This window comes from Paenibacillus caseinilyticus, assembly GCF_027533645.1.
GTDB lineage: Bacteria > Bacillota > Bacilli > Paenibacillales > NBRC-103111 > Paenibacillus_G > Paenibacillus_G caseinilyticus.
Map to the genome: position 1 here is coordinate 280,562 of NZ_JAQAGY010000004.1, position 24,263 is coordinate 304,824.

General features: G+C 63.6%; 14 protein-coding genes. 2 read left to right on the top strand and 12 right to left on the bottom strand.

The genetic code is table 11. The annotated features are described in order from the left end of the window. Positions 1-5 precede the first annotated feature (5 nt). The 10 genes from O9H32_RS08630 to O9H32_RS08675 form a co-directional block, all read right to left on the bottom strand. A complete protein-coding gene (locus tag O9H32_RS08630) occupies positions 6-1,004 on the bottom strand; it encodes a sialidase family protein (protein WP_269865588.1) in 999 nt (332 codons plus the stop codon). Beyond that, positions 1,001-3,490, bottom strand: coding sequence for a glycoside hydrolase family 95 protein (locus O9H32_RS08635; protein WP_269865589.1), 2,490 nt, complete (start codon positions 3,488-3,490; stop codon positions 1,001-1,003). Before O9H32_RS08635 ends, O9H32_RS08630 begins: the two co-directional genes overlap by 4 nt. Before the next feature lie 96 nt (positions 3,491-3,586). Beyond that, positions 3,587-6,301: a hypothetical protein gene (locus O9H32_RS08640; protein ID WP_269865590.1), complete on the bottom strand. Its 2,715-nt coding sequence runs from the start codon at positions 6,299-6,301 to the stop codon at positions 3,587-3,589. Positions 6,302-6,351: 50 nt separating this feature from the next. After that, entirely contained in the window at positions 6,352-7,656 is a 1,305-nt protein-coding gene (locus O9H32_RS08645; RefSeq protein WP_269865591.1) for an alpha-L-fucosidase, read from the bottom strand. Between the two features lie 69 nt (positions 7,657-7,725). Continuing rightward, positions 7,726-10,458: a glycoside hydrolase family 78 protein gene (locus O9H32_RS08650; protein ID WP_269865592.1), complete on the bottom strand. Its 2,733-nt coding sequence runs from the start codon at positions 10,456-10,458 to the stop codon at positions 7,726-7,728. A gap of 166 nt (positions 10,459-10,624) precedes the next feature. Then, positions 10,625-11,263 carry an SGNH/GDSL hydrolase family protein gene (locus tag O9H32_RS08655; RefSeq protein ID WP_269865593.1) on the bottom strand — a complete coding sequence of 213 codons (639 nt, stop codon included), beginning with the start codon at positions 11,261-11,263 and terminating at the stop codon, positions 10,625-10,627. A gap of 67 nt (positions 11,264-11,330) precedes the next feature. Continuing rightward, on the bottom strand, positions 11,331-12,236 hold the full coding sequence (gene dapA, locus O9H32_RS08660; RefSeq protein ID WP_269865594.1) for a 4-hydroxy-tetrahydrodipicolinate synthase: 906 nt from the start codon (positions 12,234-12,236) through the stop codon (positions 11,331-11,333). A 66-nt stretch (positions 12,237-12,302) separates the two neighbouring features. Next, positions 12,303-13,301, bottom strand: a complete 999-nt coding sequence (gene pdxA / locus O9H32_RS08665) for a 4-hydroxythreonine-4-phosphate dehydrogenase PdxA (protein ID WP_269865595.1) — start codon at positions 13,299-13,301, stop codon at positions 12,303-12,305. Then, complete coding sequence (locus O9H32_RS08670) at positions 13,298-14,596, bottom strand: four-carbon acid sugar kinase family protein (protein WP_269865596.1); 1,299 nt, start codon at positions 14,594-14,596, stop codon at positions 13,298-13,300. The genes pdxA and O9H32_RS08670 overlap by 4 nt, the downstream gene beginning before the upstream one ends. Positions 14,597-14,623: 27 nt before the next feature. Then, positions 14,624-15,799, bottom strand: coding sequence for an iron-containing alcohol dehydrogenase (locus O9H32_RS08675; protein ID WP_269865597.1), 1,176 nt, complete (start codon positions 15,797-15,799; stop codon positions 14,624-14,626). Positions 15,800-16,014: 215 nt separating this feature from the next. Between O9H32_RS08675 and O9H32_RS08680 the strand changes: the two genes are divergently transcribed. Together O9H32_RS08680 and O9H32_RS08685 are read left to right on the top strand one after the other, a co-directional pair. After that, positions 16,015-17,037 (top strand): glycoside hydrolase family protein, encoded by a 1,023-nt coding sequence (locus tag O9H32_RS08680; protein ID WP_269865598.1) that lies wholly within the window; start codon positions 16,015-16,017, stop codon positions 17,035-17,037. Between the two features lie 4 nt (positions 17,038-17,041). Further along, positions 17,042-19,768 carry a family 78 glycoside hydrolase catalytic domain gene (locus tag O9H32_RS08685; RefSeq protein WP_269865600.1) on the top strand — a complete coding sequence of 909 codons (2,727 nt, stop codon included), beginning with the start codon at positions 17,042-17,044 and terminating at the stop codon, positions 19,766-19,768. Here O9H32_RS08685 and O9H32_RS08690 read toward each other — a convergent pair. Then, the gene (locus tag O9H32_RS08690) at positions 19,744-20,061 is read right to left on the bottom strand and encodes a hypothetical protein (protein ID WP_269865601.1); all 318 of its coding nucleotides are present in this window, start codon (positions 20,059-20,061) and stop codon (positions 19,744-19,746) included. The genes O9H32_RS08685 and O9H32_RS08690 overlap by 25 nt on opposite strands. Before the next feature lie 121 nt (positions 20,062-20,182). Continuing rightward, a complete protein-coding gene (locus O9H32_RS08695) occupies positions 20,183-24,142 on the bottom strand; it encodes a hypothetical protein (RefSeq protein ID WP_269865603.1) in 3,960 nt (1,319 codons plus the stop codon). Positions 24,143-24,263 lie beyond the last annotated feature (121 nt).

A 24,263-nucleotide genomic window follows, 5' to 3' on the forward strand; every position in this document is an offset into this window, starting at 1 on the left:
ACTCTTTACAAAAGGAGGTCCGCATACCAATAAGCGATGCGTTCTCTTCGCCACGTATAGGTCACATGCACCCTGCTGCCCTCCGCGACGATCGCGGGATACGAATACTGCTTCTCCCCTTCGTCGATCACCGTCTCCCCTTCCCAGCTCAGACCGTTATCCCGCGAGAGCAGCAGAACCAGGGGGGACCTGGGCCCCTTCAGCTTGCCGGGCTCGGGGCGGGTCGGATTGCAGACCAGCGCCAGCGTGCCGTCCGCGAGCTTCGCCAGGTCGAGGCCGCTGTTGTTATTCGGCAGCGCGGTGGCATAAGCCGGACACCAGGAGCGTCCCCCATCGGCGGAGTCGCTGCGGTAGACGGCGCCGGCCGTGCTCCGGGTAAGCATGTGCACGCAGCCCGGCTCCGATTCCCACAGGCTCGGCTGGATGATCCCTTTGCCGAGAAAAGCGCTCCGGTCCGCAGGCATCGGCACGGCATCGCTTCGGACCCAGGTTCGCCCTCCGTCCGGCGAGAGGTCGACAAAGGCATCCCAGGCCGGCTCCAGGGAAGCCGGAGCGGCGATGGTACCGTCCGCCAGGCGGACCGGCTTGTTCTTGACGGGCCCCCGGCCTCCCCGGTCCCCGGGAACGAGCACTGCCGGAGCCGACCAGGTGTGACCGTCATCCTTGGACTCCATGACGAAGGTTGACCAATGCTCGATGCGTGTACCTGTTTTGTAGTAGAGGAGGAGGGTACCGTCTTCCCGGCGGAAGAGCACCGGGTTCCAATGCGGCACTCCGGGTTCGCCGGCCACCTGACGCGGAGCGGTCCATCCGCTCTGCGCACTGCGGTGTGCAGCCCAGATCGCCACATCCCCGGCGCCTTCCTTCGAGCCGCCGAACCAGGCGGCGACAGCGCCGCCATCCGGCAGCAGCACGATCGTGGACGCATGGCAGCTCGCGAACGGCCGCTCGTCTTCGAAGATATATTCCTTGCGGGGATGGATCACTTGCAGCTTAGCGGTCATTGCAGTTCGCCTCCTTGATATGCCGCAGGGGGTTGGGTTGCGGCAGGAACCCTCACGGGTTGGCACGCTGTGGGGGGAAGTGCGGAAGCTCCGGCCGGTGACGCCGCCTTGATCTCATACCGCCTTCTCGCTTCCGTCGGGAACCGTACGGTTGATTCGTCCTCCGTCTCCACGGCCACAGCCGCCCCATCCGCAGCTGTAATAACGACGGGCCCATCCGTCGACAAGCGGCAAGTCCGGCCGGCCAGGGAAACCAGCGAAGCACGGCCCAGCCTGCCGTCTTGCCAGTCCATGTCGATCTCGAAGCCCCCGCGGGCCCGGAGCCCCCGGACCCGGCCCTGCCGCCACTTCTCGGGCAGAGCAGGCAGCAGCCGGATCGTTCCCCGGTGGCTCTGCAGCAGCAGCTCGAGAATGCCGGAGGTGCCTGCCAGGTTGCCGTCGATCTGGAAGATGTCCATCTTCACCTTCGGGTGGCGGTGCGCATTGGTCAGGTTCGGGTGCAGTCCCGCCAGCAGCTCGCTCAGGAAGCGGTCAGCGGCTTCCGGCTCACGCAGCCTGGCCCACATGGAGATCATCCAGGCACAGCTCCACCCTGTATGGGCTCCGCCGTGGGCAAGCCGGCGTTCGAGCGACTTCCTGCAGGCTTCGGCCAGCTCCGGATCGTCCTCCAGCGTGATCTCTTCGAGCGGATGGAGCGCAGCGAGGTGCGCCGTGTGGCGGTGGCCCGGCTCCGCCTCCCCGTAGTCCTCGGCCCACTCCTGCAGCTGGCCGTGCCGGCCGATGCGGTAAGGCGGCATCCGCCGGAGCGTCTGCTCCAGCAGCTCCCGGAAGCTCTCATCCTTCCCCAGCTCCAGGCTGGCCTGGATGCACCGGCTGAACAGATTGCGCAGCAGCGCGATGTCCATGGTGGAGGCATAAGTGACGCAGCCTCTGCTGCCGTTCCCGTCAAGAAAATGATTCTCCGGCGAGGTCGACGGGCAGGTCACCAGGAAGCCGTCCGGGCCTTCCACGAGCCAATCCAGCCCGAAGAGCGCTGCTTCCTTCATTACCGGGTAGGCCCGGATCAGGTCGGCTTCGTCCTGGCTGAAGGCGTAATGCTCCCACAGGTGCTCGCAGAGCCAGGCGCCGGCCATCGGCCAGAACGCCCAGCTCGGCGACCCGCCGACCGGGGTGGCCGTCCGCCACAGATCGATATTATGATGGGCGGTCCAGCCCCGGCACCGGTAATGCACAGAGGCGGCCCGGCGGCCGGTAATCCGCAGGTCGTCCACCAGCCGCAGCAGCGGCTCGTGGCATTCGGCGAGGTTGGCGGCTTCCGCAGGCCAGTAGTTCATCTGGACGTTGATGTTCGCCGTCCAGGAACTGCACCAGGGCGGCTGTATCTTGTCGTTCCAGATGCCCTGCAGGTTGGCCGGCTGCGTGCCGGGCCGGGAGCTCGAGAGCAGCAGATAGCGGCCGTACTGGAAGAACAGCGCCGCGAGTCCGGGATCGTCCGCGCCTTGGGCGACGGCCCGGATGCGGGCGTCGGTCGGCAGGGCATCCGCGCCGCCAATGGCTGCGGCGCTTCCGCCGAGTTCGAGCGACACGCGCCCGAACTTCTCCGCATGCTCCTGGACATGCCGCTCCTTCAGCCGGTCGTAGCCCAGCGCCGCCGCCTCCCGGAGCCGCTCCGCGCACAGGTCGCCCGGCCGTCCAGCCAGCGAAGGGGCTGCCGGATCGCGGCCGAAGCCGTCATAGCTAGTCGCGGCTGCGAGCAGCAGCGTGACGCCCCGGCCGGAGACCACGCGGATCCGGCCGCCGGAGGACTCGATCCGGCCCTTCTCGGCGGTGACGAGAAGAGCCGCCTCGAAGGCGATCCCGCGCCCGTCCTCGTACCGGACGGGTTCGGACGAGCGCACCGTATTCGGGAGCACCTGCACGGGGCAGCGGCCGGAGAGCGCCATCCCGCCGCTTCCCGTCCGGCGTACGGCATGCTGCAGGGGGCTGCCCAGCGAGACGGTGAAGCTCAGCGGCTGCTCGCTGTCGATCCGCAGCGCCAGCACTTGATCGGCAGCCGAGACGAACAGCTCCCGGGTATGGCGAGCCCCGTCCTCCTTGTACTGCGTGCGGATCACCGCCTCGTCCAGGCAGAGCTCCCGCCGGTAGTCCGTCATCTCCCCTTCCTTCTCGAAGAGAAGCTCGAGATCCCCCAGCGGCAGGTAAGACTCGATGTCCGGTCCCTGCATGTACTGCTCGATGATCTCCTCCGCCTCCGCATGGCGGCCCTCGAAGATCAGCTTCCTTACCGGATCGAGATGGAGATGCGCGTCCTCCCGGACGGTGTCCCTCGGTTCGCCCGACCACAGCGTATCCTCATTCAGGGCGATTCTCTCCCGCCCTGTGCCGCCGAATACCATGGCGCCGAGCCGGCCGTTGCCGGCAGGCAGCGCCTCGAACCAGCTGCCTGCCGGCTGTTCGTACCACAGGATCGATCGATGGCTTGTCATCTGTGCCCTCCTCTACGGCTTTTTTCCATCGTCATTGCCGTGCTATCGATCTAACGACCTAACGGACTGCCGGACTGCCGACGCACTCATCCAGCCTCACGCCTCGTACAGCCAATCCAGCGTATCGACGCCATTATTCTTGTGCTCGACATCCCTCGGGCGGAGAACTTGATCGTCTGCGATCACGCCGAGGACGAGGAACGCCCCTCTGCCCAGATCGACCGTATGACGGCCCGCACCGAAGCGGAAGGCGTGGACATTCACCGAAGGATACGCATACAGCCGCAGGCCCTTGCGCAGGATCGGCGCGTAGCCCCCCTGGTCGTCCGCATGCGTATTCTCCTCGAGGCTCGGCACCTGGAGCCATTGCTCCTCCTTCGAGTTAAAATAGCCGATGAGCACCTTCGCCGGCTGCGGAAGCTCGAGCTCCAGGGCCACGCCCTCCCGTCCGGCCGCCATCTGGCTGAACCGGATGCCGGTCAGCCCGTCGAGCTCCTCCGCGCAGCCGACGATATGAATATCGCCGTCCGTGAAGACGCAGGCCTCCTTGCTGACCCGGTACACCTCGGCTTCCTTCGTCAGCAGGGTGAAAGGAGCCTCGCGGTAGGCGGTGATGGGCTCTTCCCGGGTGCGGAGCGCCTCCGGCAGCACCCCGGACCTCAGCTCGCCAAGATGGCTGCGCAAGTGCTCCAGCTCCGCTTCGTACATCGGCAGGCAGGCCTGCCAGTGGCCGTATTCGAGGCCGCCCCGGACCGGCACCTTGCGCTGGGGCGTCTGCATGCTGTTCGCAAACGTATACGTCCGGGCCGTGAGCCCAGCCAGCTCGCGGTAGTACGCCAGGCTTTCCTCCAGAAGTCCCGCCGCCGACTCGAGCAGATCCAGCCGCTGGAAGTAATCGCCCTGCACCGTATGCTTGTAGGTCAGCACCCGGATGGCTGCCCGCACCTTGCACGCATAGGATCGGACCATCAGCCGGATGGCCGCGACGTCGTCTGCCAGCCGTTCGAATTCTTCATGGCTGCCGTTCACATGGGCCCGCGCGCGTTCGATCGCGTCCGCCGCTTCGTCCGCATGCCGCAGGCATGCCTCCAGGATCTCCGGCGGCGTCTCCCCGACGTGCGGTTCGCCCCGGACTTCCCTCTGGACGTAGGCCTCCAGCCGCTCCCCCTGTGGAGATTGGGACTCCCACAGGTCCGGCCAAGGCATATGCCGCTCCGGATTGGTCAGCTGGCTCATCGTCATGCCGAGACTCATCGTCTGGCGGTTGCCTTCCGTGATGCCGAAGCGCCGGAGCAGCTTCGGCGCGCACGCCCCGGACGCCTCATAGGCGTCCAGCACCGCTTCCCCTGCCTCCCGGCTGCCATAGCGCCTGGCGAGCTGCCCGCTCCAGTACGCGCGCTCGGCTTCGGGATCGCGGTCGGCATTCCACGCGTAGCGGAACCAGGCCGCGAACCAGATCCAGTCGCGGTCGAGCTGTCGCAGCCTGGGCTGCGCCTGGTCCGGCGAATACGGCCAATCCCAGAAGAACAGCGGATACAGGTGCAGCCCGTTCGAGCCGAGCCGGTACCGGGCCGCCTGCATGCAGCGCTGGATGAACGCCGGTGCGCCGAAGCGGAACGGTTCCAGATTGGCGAGAATATGTACATTCACAATGTGGATCGACCCGAGCGAGCCGAGACGGTTGTGCGTCTCCTGCCATTTGCCTCTCGGAGTATAGGTCGTCAGCGACTCCCCGTTGTACTTCGCTTCCGTGAACAGACGGGGATACAGCGGCAGGGCCGCTTCAATCACCTTCATCGGCTCGATCGCATGCGAACGGAGGATGATCGGCGGCTTTTCTTTTACCTGCGACTTCGCCAGACCGTCGAGCAGACCGGCGATGATGGTCTCCGTGAACCATTCCACCCCGTAGATCTGTCCCTGCAATGCTTCCCCGAGACAGACCATCAGACCGACATTCGGATAGGTGCTCACGAAGGCGGCGATGGACTTGCGGTAGTAATCGGAGGTGATCGGCAGCGGCTTCGGCTGGTGCTGCTTCAGCCCGTGCTTCTCTGCGAAGGGCAGGGGGATGTGGATATTGTAGAATTTGAGCACCACCCAGATCCCCCGGCGGTCCGCTTCCTCCGTGATCCAGCGGAACGTCTCGGTATTCAGCCTGAATTCCTCTTCCGTCACCTCGAGGGCTTCCGGATAATCGTCGAGCTTCACGAAGGACGAGAATGGGTGACCGCTCCACAGGTACACGACGTTGCAGCGTTCCTCGAGCATCATATCGAGGAAGTCCGTCCACAGCTCCCGGTCGTAGAACCAGGGGAAGCGGCCCGGCGTCACGGGATACTCATACGTCAGCCTCGGCGGCTCGACCGTGGTCTTCTGCAGGCCGATCGCAGGTCCGCGCAGCTTCATCTGCGGGGCGTCCCCGACGGCCAGATCGTCCGGCAGACGACCGGCGGCGTATACCTGGCGTGCCAGCTCCAGGCACCCGTACAGCACCCCGGAGTCGTTCCCTCCCGTTACAGCCGTCAAGCTTCCCGGCAGCGAGGCCAGATAGAAGCCTTCCTCCTCGGGCGCAGTCGTATGATACAGGAGAACATCCCGCGCCTCCAGCTCCTGCAGCAGCGGGGATTCCTTCCGGTTCCCCGCATAGATCTTGGGTCCCGGCACCGCCCGGTATCCGTCCCAGGTCCAGGATTCCTCCTCCACTTGGACGGTGTACCCGCAGGTTTCCAGCGCCTCCCGGAGCTTGTGTACGCCATAGGCCACGCGCGGCGCGGCTCCCGGCTCCATTGCGATGGTCATCGCTCTCATCTCGGGTGCTCCCTTCTCTTGCGCCATCCGGTGCTGAACCGTTGGCGTCCTCATTTTAAGAACAGCTCAATTACAGGTACGGCGACGTCCGGCTGCTTCACGGGAATGGACAGCGTCAGCGTCGTCTCATCCCGGCCTTCGCGGAAGGCGCCTTCTTCGATGCCGCTTGGGACGAAGCCTTCCTTCATGCGGATCTCCGAAGCATCGTGGAGCAGCTGGGCATACTCCACCTTGCCGGCGAAGCCCGGCAGATGAATATTGCGGAACGGCCAGCTGTAGACGTGCAGATACATCCGGTTCAGCTGCGGATTGTACGTCAGCCGGCAGTCCGGAGGACAGGGGAACGACTCGGGGGCCTGCGTGCACCCGTAGATGGACCGGTTATGACGGCGCATCCACACGCCGATGCCCTTCAGGCGGTCGACCGCCCGTTCGTCGAACTCTCCGCGGCCGGTCGGCCCCACGTTCAGGAGCAGATTGCCGCCCTTGGCGACGACATCGATCAGCATTTTGACGAGCATCTCGACGCTTTTCCAGGAAGACTCCTCACGGTGATAGCCCCAGGAACCGCTGAATGTATGGCATGTTTCCCAGACGACCCTCTTCCCGTTCACCTGCACCCAGGCCTTCGGAATGTACTGCTCCGGGGTCGTAATATCGCCGCCGACCTGCAGCCGGTCATTGAGCAGAATATGCGGCTGCAGCTCGCGGATCCGGCGGACGAGCGCCTCGCTGCCCCAGTCCTCCTTGCCCTTGCCTGCCAGGTCGCCCTCTCCCGGGAAGGAGAAGTCATAGAACAGCAGATCTACCTTGCCGAACTGCGTCAGCAGCTCTTCCGTCTGGCCGTACAGGTAGTCCCGGTACCGGGAGAAGTCCTTCGTGCCGCTCTCTTCGATGAACCGGGCATCGGTGCGCAGCGGGTGCTTGGGATCCACCGTATAATCCGGGTGGTTCCAGTCCAGCAAGGAATAGTAGAAGCCGGTCTTCATCCCTCTGCCACGGAAGGCATCGACCATCGGGCGCAGCACATCCCGGCGTGCCGGCGTATTCGTCGCCTTGAAGCCGGTCAGCTTGCTGTCCCACAGGCAGAACCCCTCATGGTGCTTCGTCGTCGCTACGAAGTAGGTCATACCCGCCTCCTGAGCGAGCTGCGCCCAGAGCTCGGGATCGTAGAGATCGGGATCGAACCGATTGAAATATTTGGCCCCATAGACTTCCGTGCTCGACTTCTCTCTTGATTGCAGCCATTCGTGCCGGGCGCCGAGCGAATACAATCCCCAATGGATAAAAAGCCCGAACCGGTCCTGCGTGAACCATTCGCTGTCCCCGGCCGTAGGCTGAACTTCATAGGTCATACGTTTGCTCCTCCTTCATTGTGTGGACAGACGCCAAGTCAGCGGCTATCCACGTTACCTCGCTTCAAGTCAAGCGCCGATCTCCTCGCCTGCTGAACCGGCCTGCAGCTCCGCGTGGGCGGCACCGCCTGGCGTAGTCAGCCTGGACACGAAGGTGTAGCTGCCCGAGCCTGCCTTATAAACGGTACCTTCAACGCCGGATGCGATGAACCGGGCGCCTTCCCCCTCTGCCCCTTCGTCAGGAAGCGCGATGCCCGGCAGATAGATGTCCGCCGCCGTATTGACCGGAATCTCCACCTGCAGGGTAAACAGGGACCGCTCCAGCTTCCATCCGATCCGGATCGTGCCGTAGACGGACTGGAATTCACCCTTGGCGTAGGTGAGCCCCCCGCCCGGCAGCGGCCGGATCTCAAACTGCTTGAAGCCCGGATGCGCTTCGGCGGGCCGGAGCCCCAGAAGATTCGCGTACATCCATTCCCCGACCGATCCGAGCGAATAATGGTTGAACGAATTCATACCGGGATTCTGAAAGCCCCCGCTCTCCGTCCATGCGTCCCAGCGCTCCCAGATCGTCGTGGCGCCGTGCTTGACGGAATAGAGCCAGGAAGGGAATGCTTCCTGTGTAAGCAGCGCATAGGCGGTGTCTTCGTGGCCGTTCCCGGAAAGTGCGGGAAGCAGGTACCCGACGCCCAGGAAGCCTGTCGTCAGACGGTTTCCGTGTGCCTTGACGTCTGCCGCCAGGTGTCCTGCTGCCTTCGTGCGAAGCTCCCCCTCCAACAGGTTCATCTGCAGCGCCACCGCATAGACGGTCTGCGTCCCGCCTAGGATCCGGCCGTCCTCGCTCACAAAAGCGTCTAGGAAGGCCTGCCGGATGCGCTGGAACAGCCCGCTGTATTTCCGCTGCTCCTCGTCCCGCCCCAGCACGCCGGCACTCTTCGCCGTCAATGCCGTGCTGTAGGCAAAATAGGCCGTATCGAGCACATCCTTCGGCGTGTCCGCCCCGATCGAGAGCCAGTCGCCGTAATTCGAGTAGCCGGGTCGGATCAGGCCCGGCGAATGCCGCTCCAAATAGTCCACCCACTGCATCATGGCCGGAAGGCAAGCTTCGAGTATGCACTGATCGCCATACATCTGGTATACGGTCCAAGGGATGATCACACCCGCGTCACCCCAGCCTCCGTTGTCCGGCGCATGCCAGTTCAGCTCCTGGCTGGCGTGCTTGAACGCCTCCCACCCGGCATCCGGCGCCACGTCGGGGAAGGCTCCGGAGGGCAGACGCGCATCGATCACATCGAGCATGTATTTGTGGAAAAAGCGCGCCACATCCATCTGGTAGCTGGCCGTTCTGGCGAAGATCTGGGCATCGCCCGTCCAGCCGAGACGCTCGTCGCGCTGCGGGCAGTCCGTCGGCACGCTGAGGAAGTTGCCCCGCTGCCCCCACCGGATGTTCGCCAGCAGCTTGTTAAGCCTCGGGTCGGATGTCTCCAGGCTGCCCGTATCCGGTACCGCCGAGTGCACCACCCTGCCGACGACCGTATGCAGCGTAGGAGAGGCGGTGAGACCCGATACCTCGACATACCGGAAGCCGTGGAATGTAAAATGCGGCTCCAGCTCGCACGAACCGTCCCCTTGCAGGATGTACCGCTCTTCCTGCACCGCTTCCCGTAGATTGGTCGTATACAGCGATCCGTCTTCATTGAGCATTTCGGCACAGCCCACGGTCACTTCCTGGCCCTCCCTGCTCTCCTCGAGCCGGAGCTGTACCCAGCCGACCATGTTCTGACCCATGTCGTATAAGTAAGTGCCTCTGGCGGTCTTCTTCATGCTGACGGGCAGCAGCTCGCCCATGACGCGGACCGGCGGATCGACCTGAGCGGTCAGGGCTCCCGGATAACGCTCCAGCACAGCGGGAACGTCCCAGTCTCCGTCATCATACCCGGGCAGCTTCCACCCTGCAGGCTCGAGTCGCGCATCGTAAGCTTCGCCCTTGAGCAGATCCGAGTACAAAATCCCTCCGGTGGATACCTTCCAGGAGCCGTCTGTCGTCACCACCTGACGCGAACCGTCCTCGAGCTCGACATGCAGCTCCAGGAGCAGGTAAGGGTTGGTCCCGTACCGGTGCGCTCCGAACATGCCGACATGACCGGCGTACCATCCGGTGCCGAGCAGCGCTCCCAGGACAGCCTCCCCTGGGGTAAGGTGCTCCGTGACATCGTAAGCCTGGTACTGGACCCGTGTATGATAATCCGTCCAGCCGGGGGACAGGTAATCGCTTCCAATCCGTTCCCCGTTCAGGTGGACTTCATACACGCCAAGGGCTGTGGCATACAGCATCGCCCGGCGGACCGGCCCTTGTACGCGGAACGCCCTGCGCAGGTAAGGCACCGGAGGAAGCGTGTGCGCTGCCGCATCTTCCATCTCAGGCTGCTTTCTGCCAATCCAGCCTGCCGTCCAAGACTCGCCGTTCAGGAAGCCTGTCGACCAATGGGCGCTCCGGCTCCAGCCGGAAGCCTCTCCTTCGCCGTCCCACACCCGGACCTTCCAATAATAGTGCCGCCTTGACTCGAGCGACGCCCCCTGGTAGATCACATGAGCGGAATGGCCGGATTCCACCCGGCCGCTGTCCCACAGGTCGGCCGCCCCTTCGCGCAGCAGTCCGGGCTGGCTTGCTACGAGCACCTGGTAAGCCCTCTGCACATCGTGATTCCTTCCGGATTCCAGCTGCCAGCTGAAGCGTGGGGATGGGGTATCAAGGCCGAGCGGGTTCTCGGCGTATTCCGTACGAAGCCCGAAGATTCTCATGGATTCACTCCCCTGTATCGTTCACTATAAGCACTTCGTCCTCCTCCGCAGAAGCCATTACTTACGACTCGGCATAAGGGAATGGCGGCCTCTATGGAGGGGGCGGTGTGACTGTGTTCAGTTTACAGGAATACACCACCCCGGTTATAGGCTGAACAGGCCATGATTATAGGCGGCCGCCTGCACCCGTAACCGCCTTCAGCCAAGTTGACGCCATGAGCATGTCGCCGAGCGGGTTCATATGGACGCCGTCGGTAGTGAGATCGTGCCCCGTCTCGCAGCGGAGATAGTCAATGAAAGCCCGGTGCGTCGGGACGAGGATGGCGTCGAACCGGTCCGCCAGCCGATGGACGGCTTCCACGTAGGGCTGCAGCAGCCGGTTGCCGGTGGAATCCGGATATTCCTTGATCACCGTCGGCTCCATCAGGATCGGGCGGCAGTCCGGAATCCCCCTTACCCGTTCGAGCAGCCTGGCGTATATTTCCTCGTACCTCTCAGGGTACACCTGCTCCACATCGGGTGAATCGAGCTGCCGCCATACATCATTGATGCCGATGGAGATCGATACCCAATGAGGCTGGTGGTCGAGCACATCGAGGGTCCAGCGCTTCTCAAGATCGGTCACCCGGTTGCCGGATACGCCTTCATTGATCACCTTCAGCGATAGCTGCGGATAGCTCGAGATCAGGTAGTCGCGGAGCAGCCGGACATAGCCGCTGCCGAGCTTCAGAGGGTCCTTCTTTCTTCCTTTGTCGGTGATGCTGTCACCGATGAATACGATGCGGTCGTTGGCTTGAAAAGGCATGGGCGGTGATCCTCCTTGGCGGTATGGTTTGAGATGATGGCAGCGGGCCATCTTCCTCTGGTGAGCTTTACTTCCTGAGCGGCTGCATGCCATCCGCCAGATAACGGTCCATGACGGCGGACAGCTCCGCGCGGGCCGCTTCTCCCAGCGGCTGAACCGGCAGACGCGGCAGGCCGGCGGGCAGCCCGATCCGGTTCATCGCTTCCTTCAGAACCGAAGGCAGCGTTCCTAGCGCGAAGGCGCTCCGCAGCGCGCGCAGCTTGCGCTGCTGCTCCTCCGCCTCCAGGGGCAGGCCCATCTTCCACAGCTCGTAGATCGAGAGCACGGTCTCCGGGAACACGTTCGCGGTTGCCGCGACAGCTCCCTGGCCGCCGGCCAGGAGCGTCGGCAGAATGAGCGAATCCGTACCGGCCAGCACCGCAAACTCCGCTCCTGCATACTCCAGATACTGCAGGATGGTATCGAAGCTCCCGCTGCTGTCTTTGATCCCGATGATATTCGGGATCCGGCTCAGCTCTCCCACCGTCTTCGGCGATAGTGCATTGCCCGTCCGCGCCGGGATATTGTAAAGAAGGATGGGCAGGCTTGTGGCATCGGCCACCGCGCGGAAGTGCCCGATGAGTTCCTGCTGCGTGTACGCCAGGAAGTAAGGGGTGATCACCGTCAGCGCGTCTACTCCCAGACGCTCCAGATGTCTGGCGAGCCGGATGGTCTCATGCATTGAGGCGCAGCCCGCGCCGATGTAGACCGGAAGCTTGCCTCCGGCCTCCTCCATGATGATCTCGGCCGTACGCAGCTTCTCCCCTTCGGTCAGGGAGAAGAATTCGCCGTTCGTGCCGAGCCCGAACAGGCCGTGCACGCCGGAGGCGGCAAGCCGCCGTACAAGCGTGCGAAGAGCATCTTCATCCAACCGCTGCTCGCGGTCGAATGGCGTGATCATAGCCGGAATGATACCGGCAGGGTTCAGCATCATGGGGTTCTCTCCTTTGGGTTGGTTGGTTCGTTCTTAGACTGGTAAGTTTCTCTAACGGAATCCGTATCAAAAGCTGCGGGGCGCCAGCTCCGTGGCAGCGCGTATGGCTTCGAGCAGACTCCGCTCATCCGCCCGGCCCGTGCCGGCTATGTCGAAGGCCGTACCATGGTCGACCGAAGTGCGGATCACCCCGCCCTTCAAGCCGACAGTGATGTTGACGCCCTCTTCGAGACCAAGAACCTTGATCGGAATATGGCCCTGGTCATGGTAGCAGGCAACCACGATATCAAAATCCCCGCGCACCGCACGGTAGAACACGGTGTCCGCCGGATAGGGACCCATTGCTTCGATTCCCTCGCTCTGTGCCTGACGGATTCCCGGAAGCAGCTTCTCCTCCTCTTCACCGCAGCCGAACAAGCCGTTCTCGCCGGCATGCGGGTTAATGCCGCAGACCGCGATCCGGGGACGGCTGACTCCTGCCCTCACCAGAGTATCGTGCGCAAGCTTGATGACCTTATAGGTCCGTTCTCCATCAATCATCGAGATGGCCCTGATGAGGCCGACATGAGTAGTCAAATGGATCACCTTCAGCCTCGGTGAAGACAGCATCATCGAATAATCCTCGGAACCGGTCAAAGCAGCGAGGATTTCCGTATGCCCGGGATACAGATGCCCGCCCCTATGCAGTGCCTCCTTGTTCAGCGGGGCGGTGCATATCGCGTCGATCCGGCGCTCCGCAGCCCATTCCACAGCCTGCTTCAACATGAGGTAAGCGGCGTGCCCCGCTTCAGCGGATAGGACCCCCATGGGCAGGTCCGTCGGCAGCAGCCGCTGATCCGTACAATCGACCATCCCCTTCTCATACCTTCCCTCTTCTGGTCCGGCACAAGGACGAATGGATACGGCAGCACCCGTAGTGCGGACAGCACGCTCTAATTGAGCAGGATCACCGATGACGAATGGCCGGCACTTGTCATACACCTCCGACTGAGCAAGCGCCTTCACGATAATCTCCGGCCCCACGCCTGCAGCGTCTCCCATGGTAATGCCGATAAGCGGTTTCATAAATTCCTTCTCTCTCCTCTCCCATACTCCAGCGCACGCACCAGCACCCCGTCCGTTCCGAAACCGCCCGCTTTGGTGACCACGGTCAGCGGATGCCCGGTTCGGAGCAGGCCAATCGGTACGCCGCTCTCCACTTCCCCCAGCAGTTGAATCTCCGATGCGCCGAGACTTGTGGAGACGTGTCTTGCCGTATCCCCTCCGGTGAGGATGAGCCTGCCGACACGTACAAGTCCCGCCACACGGGCAGCGGCCTCCCCGATCGCCTCTGCTATCGCTGCGCCTGCGGCCCGGTCGTCCATGCCTCCGCACCGGCCCGCTTCCTGGGTACGCCGGATCTCTTCCGGGTCTGCGGCCGAGAACAGCACCGCGTGGTGCCCCTCACCCAGAATCCGCGCAGCCTGCCCGGCTGCTGAGGCCACCTGCTCCTCCCTCTCCCTTCCAGGAAACAGGAGCCGGGAGGAGACGAGCGGGATGCCGCGTACATCCTCCCGCTCAAGCAGCAGGGCCAGCTGCCGGCGCGCGCTCGGATGGACGCTTCCCACCACGGCCAGCACCGGTCCGTCGGCAGCCGGGAGCTCGAAGCCCCCCCTGCTCTCCGGCCGGCGGATCGGCAGCTCGCCTGCCAGGCCGGCGGATCCTGCCCATACGATGGCATACGGCAGGCGGGACAATACTTCCGCCATGCGGGCCAGGTCCCCATCCTCCTCGGCATCTGCGATCAGATAGCGGATCCCGCGCCTCGCGAAGCTGCGCAGCAGGCTCTCTGCTTCTCCTCCCCCGTCCCGCCAGAGCGCCGCCGGTACCAGCCCGCTGTCCCGCTGCGTCTGGCCGCGAAGAATATCCGCGATCACCGAGCTTCTTACCGGCGTCCGCGGATCACGGGCGAATTCCGTCTCGTGCAGCGGGATTCCGTGTACGTACAGCCGCCCTTCCTTCACGGTTCGGCCCATCTTAGGATAAGCTGGGGCCGCCAGGACAAAGTCAGGCTGCAGCTCATCGTACACCGCATCCAGTTCTGCTCCGAGGTTGCCGCGCAGGGTGGAGTCGAGTTTCTTGTAGACGCAGTCCGCTCCCAGTCCCTTCGCGAAGCGGGCGGCGGCGGCCGTACGCCGGTAGGCTTCCGCGGGATCGGAAGCACGGCTGTCCGTGTCGAGCACAATCACTTCGTGACCGGCGTCAGGATGTGCATCTCCATTCGGGTCAAGCCATAAGGACACGTTCAGCCCCAGCCCCGCGAACTGCACCCCGGTGTCGCAGGCGCCGGTCAAATCATCGGCAATCACAACGGTTTTCACCAGTCTCCCCCCTCTTCTCTTCGGGTGTTAAGGCAGAAGCTTGCGATACAGCCCGGATACCGCTTCGGCATCCACCGCCTTCGGGTTGTTGGCGAGCAGCCTCGTGACCTGGAGCGCCGCCGTAGTCAGGGCTTCGACATCCTCTTCACTTACTCCGTAGGTTCGCAGACTCTGCGGGATCCCGAGCTCCCGGGTCCACTCCAGCAGGGTGCCGATCACCCGGTCTCCGGCCTCCTCCTCCGTCATCTGCGGCCCGGACAGCCCCATAGCCTGCGCCGCCAGGAGCAGGCGGGCCCCTATGGCATCGCGGTTATAGGCCGTGACATGGGGCAGCAGCATCGAGTTCGCCACCCCGTGAGGGATGCCGAACTTGCCGCCGAGCGGATAAGCCAGCGCATGAACGGCCGCCGTCCCGGCAGCGGTCAGGGCCATTCCGCCGTACATGGAGCCGAGGAGCATGTTCTCCCGGGCATCCAGATCCCCGCCGTCACGGTATGCCTGCAGCAGGCTTCCGGCGATGAGGCGCATCGACTCCATGGCGAACATGTCGCTGAGCGGGTTCGCTTTGTTCGAGATCAGCGATTCGAATGCGTGGGTGAACGCATCCATTCCTGTAGCCGCCGTAATGTGCGGCGGCAGAGAGATCGTCAGCACCGGGTCGAGAATGACCAGCGCCGGCAGCAGGTGCCGGGAAATAATCCCGACCTTGAGCTCCTGCTCCGGCAGGGTAACAATAGCATTCGGGGTCACTTCCGACCCGGTGCCTGACGTAGTCGGGATGAGCACCGTGGGCAGCCCCGGCCGGGCTACCCGGTCGATGCCGATCAGCGTCTCGACCTCCACCGGATCGGTGAGCAGGACGGAGAAGAGCTTGGCGGCATCCAGCACGCTGCCTCCCCCGATCCCGATCATCAGGTCCGGTCTCTCGGCAGAGATCCGCCCGAACACTTCGCGGATATTCTCTGCTGTGGGTTCCGGTTGTACCTCCGTCGTGCAGAACGAAGGGATCCCCACCTCCCGCAGGCCGGTCATCACGCGGTCGACCGTCCCCTGAGCGAGGATCGACGGCTGGGCGATGACCGCCGCCCGGCGGAATTGCCCCACCTCGCGAACCTTCTCGGGAAGCTGCTCCAGCGCATGGCGTCCGGCCAAGATGCTGCCGGCCGTACGGAATCCGTATAAGGCTGCTTTTTCAATCGTCATCGTAGGCTGTTCACCTGTCCCTCTTGCAGATTTGCCCCCATCCTACGCCCGCTCCCGGGGGGAAGTCAATGAGGCCGGGGCTTCACGGTGCGATCACCCTATAGTTCGGATTCCTTCCACCCCCACAGTGACCTCCGCCCGGATAGTAATCTGATAGCAGCCGTCGTCCCTGGCCGGGAGCGCCGGCTGACGCAGAGAACCGAGGAGTGTGTTTCGTGACGATCGAACCTTATTTGACCCCGTTCAAGCTGGATGAACCCGTATTGGTCGGCTCCGGCCATCCGGACCGTTTTGACAGAGATGCCGTTGACTGCCCTTTTGTTTTCCAGCATAACGGCGCCTTTTATATGATGTATGTGGGCTTCGACGGGACAGGGTACCAGACGGCTCTGGCTCGCAGTGACAATCTGCTGGATTGGAAGCACCTCGCTGTCATTCTGCCGAGAAGCGAAGGGGAACGCTGGGATGCCAAGAATGTGGCCGGCACCTGGATTCTCAAGGAGAACCGCATAGACGCCCCTCCCCTCCTCAAAAAGTGGAAGAACAAATACTGGCTCGTCTACCATGCCTATCCCGAGTATGGCTATGAGACGGGCTCGGCGAAGATCGGTCTTGCCTGGACGGAGGATGAGCATCTGCTGGAGTGGCACCGGTGCCCGGAACCGATCCTGACGCCCGAGGACGGGGCGGACTGGGAGCGCGGCGGACTGTACAAGGAATGCCTGATCGAGCACCAAGACCGCTTCTACCTGTTCTATAATGCCAAGAACAAAACGAAAGGCCGCTGGCTGGAGCAAACCGGTGTCGCTTTCTCCACCGATCTCATCCACTGGGAGAGGCATGAGGAGAATCCGGTCCTGCAGGTTACGCCGGACGCCTGGGACAGCAGGTTCGTCAGCGACCCGTGTGTACTTCAGGATGATGCGGGCTGGATCATGTACTACTTCGGCTACGATTACCGCAAAGCCCAGGAGGGCATCGCACTGTCACCGGACCTGCTCCACTGGACCAAGCATCCGGAACCGATTCTCCGGGTCGGTGAGGAAGGCAGTGTCGATTCCATCTTCGCCCATAAGCCCTCCGTCATCACGCACGATGGAGTGCTGTACCATTTTTACTGCTCGTGCAGGCCCACCCGTCCGGGCGATCCGACCGTCAATTACGGCCGCGAATTCCGTACAATCTCGGTTGCCGCTTCGCAGCCGATCGGCCGGGACTGCCCGGTGCAAGGAGGGTGATCCGGTGAGAATCGACCGCATGGATGTGGAGTCGCAGGAGACGCAGCTCGCGATTGACGTGAGTGCGCCTGCTTTCCGGTGGAGCTTCGCGGAGGAGCAGGAACGCGGGCGCCTGCAGGCCGCTTACCGGATCGTGGTGGCAGAGAACGAGCGGGAGGCCCGCAGCGGAGCCGGCACGATGTGGGACAGCGGGTTCGTAGCGAGTGCGAACTCTTCGCATGTACCCTATGACGGACGGCCGCTGAAGTCACGCACCCGGTATTATTGGCGCGTCGAAGTGCGAGAAGCGGCCGGGGAGATGTGCACCAGCGAGGTCTCCTGGTTCGAGACGGCGCTGATGAATCCCAGCGATTGGCTGGCGGCCTGGATGGGTGTGCAGGCCGGCGGCAACGCCGGCGTTCCTCCTGGAGACGAGGCAGCATCCACCGCACTGCCGCTGTACCGCACCGAGTTCAAGCTCGGCCACCCTGTGAAGTCCGCCAGAGTCTATCTCTGCGGCCTTGGCCATTATGAGCTGCGGCTGAATGGACGCAAGGTCGGCGACCGGGTGCTCGAGCCGGGCTGGACCAACTATCACCGGACGTGCCTCTATTCCGTCTATGATGTCACAGCGTACCTGAAGGAGGGCGTCAATGCCGCAGGGGTGCTGCTCGGCAATGGATTCTACCATGTGACGGGAGGCCGGTACACGAAGTACAAAGGCTCTTTCGGCCGTCCGAAATGCCTGCTGCAGCTGGAAGCGGAGCTCACCGACGGTTCTAGGGTGACCGTAGTGAGCGGAGACGGCTGGCGGACCGCCGCAGGCCCCATTACCTTCTCCTGCATCTATGGCGGAGAGGATTACGATGCCCGGCTGGAGCGGCACGGCTGGGACAGGGCCGGGTATGCCGAAGACGGCAGCTGGACCTCCGCCCCGCAGGTAGAGCCGCCGGCCGGGAAGCTGCGGGCGCAGGCGGCGCCGCCGCTCCAGGTCCGCCGTACCTATCGCCCGGCCGATTACTCTCAGCCGACCCCCGGCGTCTATGTCGCCGATCTCGGGCAGAATATGTCCGGCTGGGTCCGCATCAAGGTACGGGGGGCTGCCGGAACGCGCATCACGATCTCCCCCGGCGAGCTGCTGCGGGAGGATGGCACGGTGAATCAGAAGTGGACCGGCTCCCCTTACCGGTTCCACTATACACTGCGCGGGGAAGGCGAGGAGATCTGGTCCCCCCGGTTCACCTATTACGGCTTCCGCTATGTGCAGGTGGAAGGCGCAGTACCGTCCTGGGGTTCAGATGCTTCCGCTGCCGATACTGCTGAACACGCTAACGGAGCGGCTGCCGAACTGCTTGAGCTCGAGGGCTGCATGATCTATCCCGGGATGGGGACCGCGGGAAGCTTCGAATGCTCGGATGCCCTTCTGAACCGGACGCATGACATGATCAACATGGCCATACTCAGCAATACCAAGAGCATCTTCACCGACTGCCCGCACCGCGAGAAGCTGGGCTGGCTGGAGCAGGTGCACCTGATGGGGCCTTCGGCCGCCCTTAATCATGATATCGAGAGGCTGCTCGCCAAAACCATGGAAGACATCCGGGACGCCCAGCTGCCCAGCGGTATGGTACCGACCACCGCACCCGAATATGTCGTCTTTCCCGAGCCCTGGGAGGTCTTCCGCGACTCCGTATCGTGGGGGGCGGCTTATGTGCTCACCGGGTGGAATCTGCTGACCCTATACGGCAGACGCCGGATTCTCGAGGAGCATTTCGCGGGAATGAAAGCTTATGTCGATTATGTGAGCGGGAAGGCGAAAGAGCATCTGGTCGATTACGGTCTCGGCGACTGGTATGACGCGGGACCGGGCGGCCCGGGATTTACACAGAACACACCCGTGGCCTTGACCGAAACGGCGATGTATTATCACATGACCGAAGTATTCGCCGGGATCGCGCAGCTGCTCGGGCATCATGAAGATGCATCCTGCTACAGGAGTCTGTGCGGCAGAATCAAGCTGGCGTTCCAGCAGGCATTCTTCGATCCGCAGGAGTGCAGGTATGCGGGAGGCAGCCAAACCTCATACGCGATGCCGCTGGTTCTGGGCCTTGCTGCAGAGGAGCACAAGCCCAGGCTGCTGGCCGGTCTCATAGAAGTGATCCGCCTTCAAGGACTGCGGACCACGGCTGGCGATGTGGGACACCGCTATGTGCTGCACGCTTTGATGCAGTCCGGCCATTCGGACCTGGTGTACGGGATGGCCCGCCAGTCGGAGCATCCCGGCTATGCCTATCAGATCAAGCACGGGGCCACCACGCTCACCGAAGCCTGGGACGGACCTACCGTCGGCAAATCGCAGAACCACTTCATGCTGGGCCACATCGAAGAATGGTTCTATGCGGGCCTGGCCGGGATCAGCTATCGGTTCGACCCCGAGACCGAAAGGTTTGCGCTCGAGCTCCAGCCGGCATTCCCGGAAGGGGTGACCTATGTCCGGGCTTCCCACCGGCTGCCGTGCGGAACCGTTCGCGTCGCTTGGGAGAGGCTTCAAGACGGCGGACTCGTTCTCGAAGCGGATATCCCTGTGAACTGTACCGCCGAGCTCCGGCTTCCGGCCTCATCGATGGATGCGGTCAAGGAGAGCGGCAGCGCACTTCCCGGTGCCAGGGGGATCGGAGTTCACGGCTGGGAAGCCGGCTGTGCGGTTCTGAAGCTCGGGTCCGGCGCTTACCGGTTTCGCAGCGTGGTATGAAACCGGTAAGCGCGGCCGCCCGAGCTCTTCTCGGAGCGGCGGCCTTTCCTTCCTTTCCCCTGCGCTCCCTTCCGCCTCTCCACCATCTCGATCTTTTCCGTTCTCCCCCTCTCTCCCCTTACTTTCCCTCCTACTTGCCCCCTCCCCAGACCCACTTCCACAAACGCCTCTGCCTCCTCCCTCTCCTTTCCCCTATGATCTTCGCCTCCATCTCCTCCTTCAGCCTCCTGAATGTGTGTAATCATCTCCGCGCAACTTCTTCCCCTCCTCCTCTCTGATGATGTACAAACCAAACAGCGGCCGCTCCCTAGCGGCCGCTGTTGCTTCCTATGGCGGATCACATTTATCCCATCAGCTTTATAAGTTCATCGTCTCTTGAAGCTATAGAATTCCTCAATCCACCGCTGCACCATGTCATGCTTCATCCTGCTGCGTCACGGTCACCGGGCCGTACAGTCCGGCAGAAGCAAACCAAGGCTGCCAGGCTTCTTCCTCCGTCCTGCCTTTGCTCCAGTAAGTCATCTCCGGACTGCCTCCGGTAAGCAGCGTAGGCCGGCCAATCTCATAATGCGGGCCCAGTGTACTTGCCACGCGGATGCGTAGCTCATGCCTGCCGGCGGTCAGCGGCTCCTCCAGCTTGAAGCGGTAAGGCTTCCAGAGCCGCACGCCGAGCGGACGGCCGTCCAGCCATACTTCGGCTGTGCCTCTGACATGGCCCAGATCGATCAGCCCTGCCGATAACTCCGCCGGGGCTTCCACCACCGTCTCATAATCGACGGCTCCGCTGTGATGGGGCAGCTGGAGCACGCTCCTCCAATCTCCGAGCCCGCCGGGCACCGGGGCGGTCTCGAAGCGGATCGGGGACCGCAGCACGGCGGCTTGGGTGTTCGATCCGGACGGGAGGATCCGGATGGCAGCCACTGCGCCCGCCCGCTGTACAGGGAACCGCACAAGTCCATCCGACACCTCGGCTTCGATTCCGTCCACCCATATGCGCATCTCACCTTCGCAATCGAGCTTCATGCTGTGTGCGCCTGCCGGCAGTGGATAACGCAGCCATACCGGCCGCCCGATCTCCTCGGGACCTGCCACTAGGGGAAGCGGCGCAGGCTGCGGCACGTGCTCCGGCATCAGCCATCCGACATCCGGCAGCGGGTGCGGCCTTGGCGTGAGCCAGAGGGACTCCGTCTCGGCGTACTGCAATACCGACGAATGATAAATGCCGGGTTCCCCGCCGCTTTCATCCCGCCAATCGGTCCCCGTGCAGAAGGGCAGCGCCTCGCCGCCGGCCCATTCCACTACGCCGTCTACGAACACTTCGCCTTTGCCTTCCGGCAGCTCCAGGGTGATGTCGTTCTCTCCGCTTCGCCACAGGGGCGTCACGTCGACTTCCTCCTGCCCTTGCCGGATATACGGGTTATAGTCACCGTGTTCGGTGACCTTCACGCCGTTAACGAGCAGCGCTGCGCGCCCGCGTGCCGCGAAGACCAACCGGACTCGCTGCGGCGGCTGTCCGGACAGGGCAGGCAGCCTTTGGGTCAGCCGGGACCCCGGATGGGGATGCAGGCTGTACAGCCATTTGGGAAGAGAAGGACGAGCCTCCGCGCTGACCTCCACCGAAGCCCGCATCGCCCCCTTGCCTAGAGGAGTCGCACAGAGCAGCAGTTCGTTGTCCCCTTCCCTCAGCTGCACGTGGGCCGTCTGTTCCTCCGGTCCGCCCTGCCATGGGATGGCCTCGCCGTTCACCGTGCCGGACAAGTCTGTATTGCTCTCCACCCGGATCCAGTAGATCCCTGACTTCGGCGCGACCACATAGGTTCTCGCCCAGACCTGCTCCGCCCGGCCCAAGTTCAGGAACCGGCGCGGCACCCTACCCATCCTACCGGCCCAGGGACGGACCGAGAGGTCGCCGAAGACCCGGCTGTACACCGCCGGCACAGACTCGTTCTCCACGAAGTATTCGCCTATGCACACCCGGAAGTAGGCAGCCTCGCTCCACAGCCGCTCGGTCCATCCGGAGTCGTCCAATCCAGGTTCCTGCCAGTTCCCGGCTTCTTCGCCGGGAGCTTCCGTCCTGAAGCGGACCCTCCTGCGCTCGACCGGCAGCAGCTCCCGCTCCGCTCCGTGCAGATCAAAGTCGCCATACCGATTCTCCAGCATCGGTACGGCGTTCACCTGCCAGTCCTCCACGCGGAGGACTAGCGGTTTGGAGACTGCCTCTGTCGAATTCGCCACATGAACGCCGGTTCCCGGCTGCGACACAGGCTGCGACACAGGCCGCATGGCCGGCACCTCAAGGGATGCGGCCAACAATCCATAAGGAGCGATGCTTTCCTGCTCCGCATGTTCCCCAGAGGCTCTATCCTCCGCTGCCGGTCCTTGTTGTACCTCCAGCTGGGCAGCCGCCGCCTGATCCCCGCAGACGACCAGCGCAGCCGGCCAGGCATCGAATGCGAGCTCCACTTCGATCCAGCCGTCTACCCGCCGGTACGGCAGCGGCTCCGAACGGCCCGTCACCGGATCCCACAGCTCGGGGCTGCGTTCCGTATGCAGCCGGTACCGGGCCTTCCCCGGACCCGGGCGGTCCTCCCTTGCCGGCTCGTGCATGCCGAGCAGCTCACCATCCTCGGGCAGCAGCAGGAAGATATCGGCATCCGCTGTCCGGCGGTGCAGCGACGCCCCCGGGCCCTCTACCCTGCGGGGCAGCCATGGGCCTATAAGCGCAACCGCCTCTTCCGCACTGTCCACATACCGGGCACCCGCCAGCGTTTGTTCCTCTGGCGGAACGCCGACACCGACCACAAGTCCTCCTCGCCTGATCCAAGCTGTGACATGGGTAAGGGCTTCATCGTCCATCTCCGTGGTGCCGCACAGCAGGAGCACGGTGAAGGCTTCATCCGCGATCCGCAGCCGGCTGCCGTCCGGAACTCCCTTGGCCAAGGCGGAATCGTCGGCGATATCAAAATCCAGGTGATTCCGGCGCAGCATGCCCGGCTGTGCCTGATCCCTGCGGTTCCAGCCGGACGCCAGCTCCCGGTATATGCGCTGGATGTGCGATACCCTCTCATTGGGCTCCCGGTTGGCGACCGCCATGGGATGCTCCAGGGTACCCCCGTCACTCAGGGAGAGCTGCCCGTTTACCGCATAAGAGGGATAATGCACGGCGATGTCGCATACATGCGTCCCTTCGCTTAGCAGCGAGCATACGCGGCTGACCGTATCGGCGAAGATCGCATAGTGCTCGAAATACGGCTGGCGCCAGCCCGAATCCGGCGGCGCCCATTCCCACCAGCCGCCCCGGGTACTGTAATACACGGAGTGGGGGCTGTACAGCGTCGCCCCGGCCTGGAGCCAGGGAATCAGCCAGTGCATCGTCTCCTCCAGCGTTCCGCCCCAGCCGCTGGTATGGAACCCTTCGAGCCATACCCGCGAGCCTCCGTGCAGATGGACCATGGAAGCGTGGGGCTTGATCTCCCCGTCCATATCGGAGCCGGGCGCATTGTACCAGCGGTGCGTGCGGAAGTAATCCAGGTACAGCCGCTGTGCGCCGTTCGGATCGCCCCGTCGGGCCGGCCCCGCCTGATCGCAGCCGATCAGCAGGCCGTGGCGCCGGTGCCACTCTCCCAGCGGAAAGAACCACGACTGCTCCGCGAGCTCGGCCGCCAGCCGGTACACCCTCCTCCGGATCGCCTCGCAGCCCGGCACGGGGTCGAACAGAGCCGGCAACAGCGGAGCCAGACCGGTGCCGAACCGCTCCCGGTACAAGGTCTCGAGCCTCGGCGTCCACAAGGGAAGCGGCGGCAGCTCATCCTGGAAGCTGCCTGCGATGGTGCGCCCCAGCTCCTCCCCGTAGCGCCGCTCCATCTCGCCGTGCACACGGATCCGCAGCTCGGCGGAGGCTTCGGGGTCCAGCCAGTTAAAGCCCTGCCGCACTGCCGCGTAGACCGTTCCGGCCTCCTCGTGCAGCACCAGCGAGCCTTCCGGCAGCGTCTCCCCGCTGCCTGCTCTCCGCAGCTGGTAGCCCGCATAGTCCGGCTTCTCGGCCACGATCCGCGCGAGCATATTGGCGCCCGAGAAGCCGATCTGGTCATAGAACCAGACGAACATCCCGAGCCTCTTCGCTTCGCGAAGCACCGTACCGAACAACTGCCACCATGCCTCGCTGGCATAAGGGGGGCTGTCGGCGGCGCACCCATACTGCGGACCGGTCGGCGCCAGATTGATGATCCCGATGTTGCGCAGACCGCCCCGGCGGAATTTGTCCATCTGCCAGATGATCCTCTCCTCCGTGACCGTCTCGCCGCTCCACCACCAGAAGGGAACGGGACCGAACCGCGGGTCCGCCTCCGCAAACCTTTGTTTGAGCTCCTCCATGCCGTATCCCGCCTTTCTCGACTAACTTCGCTCATCTAACCACTCTTATCTAACCTTTCCCTTCGAACCTTTCTTATCAACCTTTCCTATCTAACCTTTCTCATCCTAACCACTTTTTCTA

Coding starts and splice junctions, on each gene's coding strand:
- pdxA (WP_269865595.1), bottom strand. CDS start 13,301: ATGAAACCGCTTATCGGCATTACCATGGGAGACGCTGCAGGCGTGGGG.
- O9H32_RS08635 (WP_269865589.1), bottom strand. CDS start 3,490: ATGACAAGCCATCGATCGATCCTGTGGTACGAACAGCCGGCAGGCAGC.
- O9H32_RS08630 (WP_269865588.1), bottom strand. CDS start 1,004: ATGACCGCTAAGCTGCAAGTGATCCATCCCCGCAAGGAATATATCTTC.
- O9H32_RS08675 (WP_269865597.1), bottom strand. CDS start 15,799: ATGACGATTGAAAAAGCAGCCTTATACGGATTCCGTACGGCCGGCAGC.
- O9H32_RS08640 (WP_269865590.1), bottom strand. CDS start 6,301: ATGAGAGCGATGACCATCGCAATGGAGCCGGGAGCCGCGCCGCGCGTG.
- dapA (WP_269865594.1), bottom strand. CDS start 12,236: ATGATGCTGAACCCTGCCGGTATCATTCCGGCTATGATCACGCCATTC.
- O9H32_RS08645 (WP_269865591.1), bottom strand. CDS start 7,656: ATGACCTATGAAGTTCAGCCTACGGCCGGGGACAGCGAATGGTTCACG.
- O9H32_RS08650 (WP_269865592.1), bottom strand. CDS start 10,458: ATGAGAATCTTCGGGCTTCGTACGGAATACGCCGAGAACCCGCTCGGC.
- O9H32_RS08655 (WP_269865593.1), bottom strand. CDS start 11,263: ATGCCTTTTCAAGCCAACGACCGCATCGTATTCATCGGTGACAGCATC.
- O9H32_RS08695 (WP_269865603.1), bottom strand. CDS start 24,142: ATGGAGGAGCTCAAACAAAGGTTTGCGGAGGCGGACCCGCGGTTCGGT.